Origin of the sequence: Streptomyces capoamus, from assembly GCF_014654935.1 — a bacterium.
Taxonomy (GTDB): domain Bacteria; phylum Actinomycetota; class Actinomycetes; order Streptomycetales; family Streptomycetaceae; genus Streptomyces; species Streptomyces capoamus.
On record NZ_BNBF01000015.1, the window covers coordinates 146,843 to 153,703 of the forward strand.

Below are 6,861 nucleotides of genomic sequence, written 5' to 3' on the forward strand. Positions count from 1 at the left end.
CACCATTTCGGCACCGAGGTGCTGGACCACCCCACCACGCGCCGCTTCTCCGCGATGCTCCGCGACGCCGTGCACACCGTCGCCCTCGCCGTGCTCGCCGCGGGCGGCACCGGGTCCCGCACGGCCCTGGAGGCCGCCGCCGCCACGGTCCGCGCGGCCGGCTTCGCCGACTGCACCGAGGACCAGCTGGCGGCCCTGGTCGACGCCCTCGCCGCCGACACCGGCCGGTACATCGAGCAGCCGTGCGGGGCCGGGCTGACCATAGAGCTGCACGAGGCCCTGGACCCGCTGGCCCCGCACCTGGCCCCGGCCGGCCGCGAGTCCCTGTTCCTCCAGGGCGCCCGCATCGCCCTCGCCGACGGCCCCTACACGCCCGCCGAACGCGACGCCCTCACCACCGTCGGCGCGGCCCTCACCATCTGTTCCGACGACGTCACCCGCCTGCTGGCCGCCGCCCGGACCCCGTCCTGACCACTCCGTCGTCCGCCCGGCACCCTGACCTCAGGGGCGGTGCGGGCCGGGGCCCAGCAGGCCCGCCGCCGCCAGGAACTTGCCGACCCGCTCGACCTCCGCGCCGGACAGCGGGACCTGCGGCTCGGCGGTCACCGGGCAGTCGATGATCCCGCGCAGGTGCAGCGCAGCCTTGAACGCGCCGAGCGCCGCCGAGCTGCCCCCCATCCGCGCCGGATCGCCTACGCCCGTCATCCCGAACAGCGCGCACAGCCGCTCCTGTTCGGCCCGCGCGCCCTCGTGGTCGCCCGCCCGGCACCGGCGGTACAGGCGGACGTACCCGTGCGGGTCCACGTTGGCCAGGCCCGGCACCGCCCCGTCGGCGCCCAGCGCCAGCGCCGCGTCGGCGATCAGCTCCGAGCCGGTCAGCACGCTGAACCCGGGACGTGCCCGGGCGCCCGCGACGACCTCCCGGAAGGCCGCCAGGTCCCCGCTGGAGTCCTTCAGCCCGGCCAGCACACCGTCCGCGGCCAGCCCCAGCACCACGTCGGCGGGGAGCTTGGTGTGCACGGCGGCGGGGATGTCGTAGGCGATCACCGGGACCGGGCTGGCGGCGGCGACGCGGCGGTAGTGGTGGACGATCTCGGCGGGGTGGGTGCGGGCGTAGAAGGGCGCGGTGACGACGACGGCCCGCGCACCGGCCGCGGTGACCGCCGCGACGTGGTCCAGGACCCGGGGGGTCGTCATGTCGATCGCGCCCGCGAGCACGGGCAGCCGGTCGCCCACGTGCGCGGTGACGGCCGCCACCACCCGCCGGCGCTGCGCGTCGGTGAGGAAGGCCGCCTCCGACGTCGAGCCGAGCAGGAACAGGCCGTGCACCCCGGCCTCCACCAGGAAGTCCACCAGGCGCAGCAGCGAGGGCTCGTCCACCTCCCGCTCCGGCGTCAGGGGCGTGCAGACGGGCGGTACGACACCGGTGAGCTGGAAGGTCATTCGGGGCTCCTGGCGCGCTGGTCTCGGATCGGCGTGTCCTCCTGCACAGGATGGTGGCACCGGAAGCGGTGTCCGGGCCGTGACGCGGCCGAGAACTCCGGCAGCGACTCGGCGCAGACCGCGTCGGCCCGCCAGCAGCGGGTGCGGAACGGGCAGCCGCTCGGCGGGCGGGTCGCCGAGGGCACCGGACCGCGCAGCGGGATCGGGTCGACGGGGTGGAGCAGCCCGGGCGCCGCCGAGAACAGGGCCCGGGTGTACGGGTGCCGGGCCGCGCCGGCGACATCGGCGGCCGGGGCCTCCTCCACGATCCGGCCCAGGTACATGGTGATCACCCGGTCGCTCATCCGCCGTACCGTCTGGATGTCGTGCGAGACGAACACCAGGGCCGGCCCCAGGCGCTCCCTCAGGTCGAGCAGCAGGTTCAGGATCTGCGCGCGCACCGACACGTCCAGCGCGCTGGTCGGCTCGTCGGCGACGATCAGGGCCGGTTCCAGGGCGAGCGCGCGGGCGATCGCGACGCGCTGCCGCTGCCCGCCGGACAGCCGGCCCGGCAGGGCGTCGGCGAGTGCCCCGGGCAGGCCCACCAGGGCCATCAGCTCCCGTACCCGCTCCTCCCGTTCGGCGGGGGTGCCGCGCCGGTGGACGTCCAGCGGATCGCGCAGGATACGGCGGACCGGCAGCCGGCGGTTCAGCGCGGTCGACGGGTCCTGGAACACCACGCCGGTGCCCGCGCCGACCGTGGCGCGGCGCTCGGCGGGCGGCATCGTCCACAGGTCCCGGCCGCCGTACGACACCGTCCCGCGCACCGGCCGTTCGATGCCCACCAGCACCTTCGCCAGCGTCGACTTCCCGCACCCCGACTCGCCCACCACCCCGACCGTCTCGCCCGGCGCCACGGACAGATCGGCGCCGGTCAGGGCGTACACCCGGTCCCGCCGGAACAGGCCGCCGGTGCGCGCCCGGTGGACGACGTGGGCGTCCCGCACCTCCACCACAGCGTTCACGGCAGGGCCTCCTCGCTCTCCGTGGGGGTGAGGGCCACCGCCGGGTGGTGGCAGGCGGCCGCGTGCCCGGGGCTGCCGGTGAGGACCGGGACGGTGCGGTGGCACACGGCGGTGGCCAGCGGGCAGCGGTCGGCGAACCGGCAGCCCGCCGGGAAGCCGGCGGGATCCGGGACGACCCCGCCGATCTGGGTCAGGCGTTCCTCGGCCGACTCCAGCGACAGCACGCTGCCCAGCAGACCGCGCGTGTAGTGGTGGGCCGGTGCCGCCACCAGGTCGGCGGTCACCCCCGTCTCCACGATCCGGCCGCCGTACATCACCGCCACCCGGTCCGTGACGTCGGCGACCAGCGCCAGGTCGTGCGAGACCAGGACCAGCGCGAACCCCAGCTCCGCGCGCAGCCGCAACAGCAGCTCCATGACCTGGGCCTGCACGGTGACGTCCAGGGCGGTGGTCGGTTCGTCGGCGACGATCAGCTGAGGGTCCCGGGAGAGCGCCATGGCGATGAGCACGCGCTGGCGCTGCCCGCCGGACAGCTCGTGCGGACGGCTGCGCAGGGTCCGCCCGGGGTCCAGGCCGACCAGCTCCAGCAGCTCGCCCGGACCGCGCCGGCCCCCGCGCCGGACCAGCTGCCGCAGCTGGGCGCGGATGGTCATGGCCGGGTTCAGGGAGGACAGGGCGTCCTGGTACACCATGGCCATCTCGTGGCCCAGCAGCCGCCGCCGCACCCGCATCGGCTCGGCCAGCAGGTCCCGTTGCCGGAACCGCACCTGCCCGCTGATCCGGGCGCCCTTCGGCGGCAGCCCCATGACGGTCAGCGCGGTCAGCGACTTGCCGCAGCCCGACTCGCCCACCAGGCCCAGCACTTCGCCGGGGTACACCTCGAAGCCGACCCCGGCCACCACGTCCACGCCCCGGTGCCGGCCCGGGAAGCCGATGGCGAGGTCCGCCACCGCCAGCACCGGCTGCCCGCCCCGGTCGGGCGCCGGCCGGGCCCGCTCGCGCAGCCGCCGGGCGGCCTCGGCCAGACCGGGCAGCGCGACCACCTCGCCGGTGCCGGGCCCGGGCGTCGCCGGCCGGACCGCCGGCGCCTGCGTCTCCCGCGGGGCGGGCGCCGCCCAGGCGTCCGACACGCCCTCGGAGAGGATGTTCAGCGACAGCACCGTGAGCAGGATCAACAGCCCCGGGAACACGGTCGCCCACCAGCCGCCGGTCAGCACCATGGTCCGGCCGTCGGCGATGACGCTGCCCCAGGACGGGTCGGGCGGCCGCACCCCCGCGCCGACGAAGGACAGCGAGGCCTCGAAGACGACGGCCTCGGCGACCTGGACCGTGCAGAACACCAGCACCGGAGCGGCGCAGTTGACGGCCACGTGGCGCAGCACGATGTGCGGGGTGCGGGCGCCGATGACCCGCTCGGCGGTGACGTAGTCCTCGCCGTACTGGTCCAGCACGTTGGCCCGCACCACCCGGGCCACGGGCGGGGTGAACAGGAAGGCGATCGCGCAGATCAGCACCCCGATCCCGCCGCCGAACACGGCCACCAGGACGGCGGCGAGCGCGATGCCCGGGAACGCCATCACCACGTCCAGGCAGCGCATCAGGGTCTCGTCGACGGCCTTGCGGGAGGTGGCGGCGAGGGCCCCGAGCAGGGCGCCGGCGACGAGCGCGAGCCCGGTCGCGCCCAGCCCGATGGCCAGCGACCAGCGCGCCCCGTACATCAGCCGGCTCAGCACGTCCCGGCCCAGGCTGTCCTGCCCCATCCAGTGCGCGGCCGACGGCGCCCCGCTCCCGCCTACCGGGTCCTGCTGGTCGAGCGGATCGTCCGGCGCCAGCACCGGCGCGAGGACGGCGACCAGGGCGACCACGGCCAGGAAACAGAGGGCCGCCTTCGACGGCAGCGGCAGCCGGCGCGCCCCGCGCGGCCGGAGAACGGGCCGCCGGGACAGCCGTCCGGCGATGCGCGCACGCGTGTCCATCAGCCCGTCCTCAGCCGTGGGTTGACCAGCAGGTACAGGATGTCGATGACGAGGTTGACGACGACGAAACCGGTGGCGGTGGTCAGGACGACCCCCTGTACGACGGCGGGGTCGCCGTTCTGCACGGCGTCGATCATCAGCTTGCCCATGCCGGGCAGCGAGAAGATCGTCTCGATGACGACCGCGCCGCCGAGCAGGTAGCCGACCCGCAGCCCGAGCACGGTGAGCGGATTGACGAGCGCGTTGCGCAGCACGTTCCGCCCGACGACCACCAGGGGCGGCAGCCCGCTGCCGATCGCCGTGCGCACGTAGTCCTTGTCCAGCTCCTCCACCACCGAGGTGCGCACGATCCGGGTGAGCTGGGCGGCGACCGGCAGGGACAGCGCGACGGCGGGCAGGGCCATGGTCCTCAGCCAGCCGGTGACCGAGTCGGCCGGGTTGACGTAGCCGCCGGCCGGGAACCAGCCCGGGTCGACGGCCAGGTACTGGATCATCAGCAGCGCCAGCCAGAACCCGGGCGCGGCCACGCCGACCAGTGACACGACCCGGATGACCTGGTCGGGCAGCCGGTCCCGGTACACCGCCGCCGTGACCCCGCCGGCCAGCGCCGTCACGACCGCGACCGCCAGCCCGAGGAAGGTCAGCTGGAGGGTGAGCGGCAGCGCGGTGCCGACCTGGTCGAGCACCGGGGCGCGCGTGAGGGCGCTGGTGCCGAGGTCGCCGTGGAGCAGGTCGCCGACGAAGCGGACGTACCGCACGGGCAGCGGGTCGAGCAGCCCGTTGCGCTCCCGGAACTCGTGCAGCTGCCGTGCGGTGGGGTTGGCGCCCTGGAAGAACGCGGAGGCGGGGTCGACGTCCGAGAACCGCATCACCACGAACACGAACAGCACGATGCCGAGCAGCAGCGGGACGAGCAGGGCGACGCGGCGCAGCAGGATCCGTACGACGGCCGTCACGTCGTCAGACCCACCTGGCCCAAAGCAGGTTGATGCCGGGATACGGCTGGGCCCTTATCCCGCTGAGCAGGCGCGGGTCCCAGGCGGTCATCAGCTCGTTGTGGACGACCGGGTAGAGCACGGCCTGCTCGGCGACGACGTCGACGCAGTCCTGGATCATGGCCCTGCGCCGGGCGGGATCCGGCTCCCGGGTGGCCCGGTCCATGTCCGTGAAGAGCCGCCGGGCGACGGGGTGGCCGGCCCACCGCGCGTACCGCATCCACGTGTTCCCGGGGCCGTGGTTGTAGCGCAGGATCAGATCGGCGTCGAGGCCGAACTGGTTCGGGTTGGAGGCCGCCGCGACGACCTGGTAGTCCTGCCCCTGGTCCAGCTTGGTGAACACGGCCGTGGTCTCCTGCGGCGCGAGCGTCGTCCGCACGCCGACCGCGTCCCAGGAGGCCTTGATGGTCGGCAGGCAGTCCACGACCCAGCTGACGTTGACCGCGAGGACGCGGACCTGGAGGTCCCTGACCCCGGCGGCCGCGAGGAGCGCCTTCGCCCTGGCGGGGTCGTAGCCGTAGACCGTCCTGGCCCGCCGGTAGGCCGGGTTGCCCTCGTCGAGGAACGAGGACGCGGGCCGTCCGTGGCCCTTCAGCGCGACCCGCACCAGCTTCCCGGTGTCGATGGCGTAGTGCAGGGCCTGCCGGACGCGGACGTCGTCGAAGGGCTTGTGCCGGGTGTCGAACATCAGGAAGAGGTTGTTCATCCCGGCGGCGCCGGCCACCTTCAGCCCGCCCCGCTCCAGGCGCGGGACGTTGGCGTAGGGGATGTTGTCGGCGATCTGGGCGCCCGCGCCGGTCCCGGAGATCCGCGCGACGCGCGAGGCCGCGTCCACGACGGTCAGCCAGTTCATCTTCCGGAAGGCCGGTCGGCGCGGGCCGTTGTAGGCGGCGAACGCCTCTAGGACCGTGTTCGACTTCGGGTGGTGCGCGGTCAGCCGGTACGGTCCCGAGCCCACGGCCAGCCCCTTGACCGCGTCGTCCCACGCCCCGGGCCGGGAGAACACGTGCCGCGGCATGACCTTGGCCAGGGTGAGCCGGGCGAGGCCGTCCGGGAAGGGGAACCTGAGCCTGAGTTCGACGGTCCGGGGGCCGGTGCTGCGCACCGATTCCAGCCAGGTGGCGAAGAAGCCCCCGGCGAGGGTCCGGGTGCCCGGATCGAGGATCCGGTCGAAGACGAACACGACGTCGTCGGCGGTCACGGGCCTGCCGTCGTGGAAGGTGGCGCCGGGGCGGAGCGTGAACCGCCAGGTGGTGGCGGCGGGGTCGCGGGGGAGCGCGGTGGCGAGCGCCGGGTACGGCACCCGGGTGATCGGGTCGGTGTCCAGCAGCCCCTCGTAGATGTGGTGGTGGGCGGCCATCGCGAACGCCGACGCGGTCTGTGTCGGGTCCCAGCTGCCGTCGTTGCCGTACCCGATGACGGCGGTCAGTGTCCGGTCCCTGC

At 74.7% G+C, this 6,861-nt stretch carries 6 protein-coding genes; 1 reads left to right on the forward strand and 5 read right to left on the reverse strand.

Features of this window, described 5'->3' with window-relative positions; all coding sequences use genetic code 11:
• On the forward strand, positions 1-471 hold a 471-nt coding region (locus IE312_RS41485), incomplete at its 5' end, for a TerB family tellurite resistance protein (protein WP_229900325.1).
• A gap of 30 nt (positions 472-501) precedes the next feature.
• Here IE312_RS41485 and IE312_RS23290 read toward each other — a convergent pair.
• The 5 genes from IE312_RS23290 to IE312_RS23310 all read right to left on the reverse strand — a co-directional run.
• Positions 502-1,443, reverse strand: a complete 942-nt coding sequence (locus IE312_RS23290) for a dihydrodipicolinate synthase family protein (RefSeq protein ID WP_189984279.1) — start codon at positions 1,441-1,443, stop codon at positions 502-504.
• Positions 1,440-2,447 carry an oligopeptide/dipeptide ABC transporter ATP-binding protein gene (locus IE312_RS23295; protein ID WP_189984280.1) on the reverse strand — a complete coding sequence of 336 codons (1,008 nt, stop codon included), beginning with the start codon at positions 2,445-2,447 and terminating at the stop codon, positions 1,440-1,442. The genes IE312_RS23290 and IE312_RS23295 overlap by 4 nt, the downstream gene beginning before the upstream one ends.
• Positions 2,444-4,423 carry a dipeptide/oligopeptide/nickel ABC transporter permease/ATP-binding protein gene (locus tag IE312_RS23300; RefSeq protein WP_189984281.1) on the reverse strand — a complete coding sequence of 660 codons (1,980 nt, stop codon included), beginning with the start codon at positions 4,421-4,423 and terminating at the stop codon, positions 2,444-2,446. The genes IE312_RS23295 and IE312_RS23300 overlap by 4 nt, the downstream gene beginning before the upstream one ends.
• Complete coding sequence (locus IE312_RS23305; RefSeq protein ID WP_189984282.1) at positions 4,423-5,379, reverse strand: ABC transporter permease; 957 nt, start codon at positions 5,377-5,379, stop codon at positions 4,423-4,425. Before IE312_RS23305 ends, IE312_RS23300 begins: the two co-directional genes overlap by 1 nt.
• 4 nt (positions 5,380-5,383) lie before the next feature.
• On the reverse strand, positions 5,384-6,861 hold a 1,478-nt coding region (locus IE312_RS23310), incomplete at its 5' end, for an ABC transporter substrate-binding protein (RefSeq protein ID WP_229900326.1).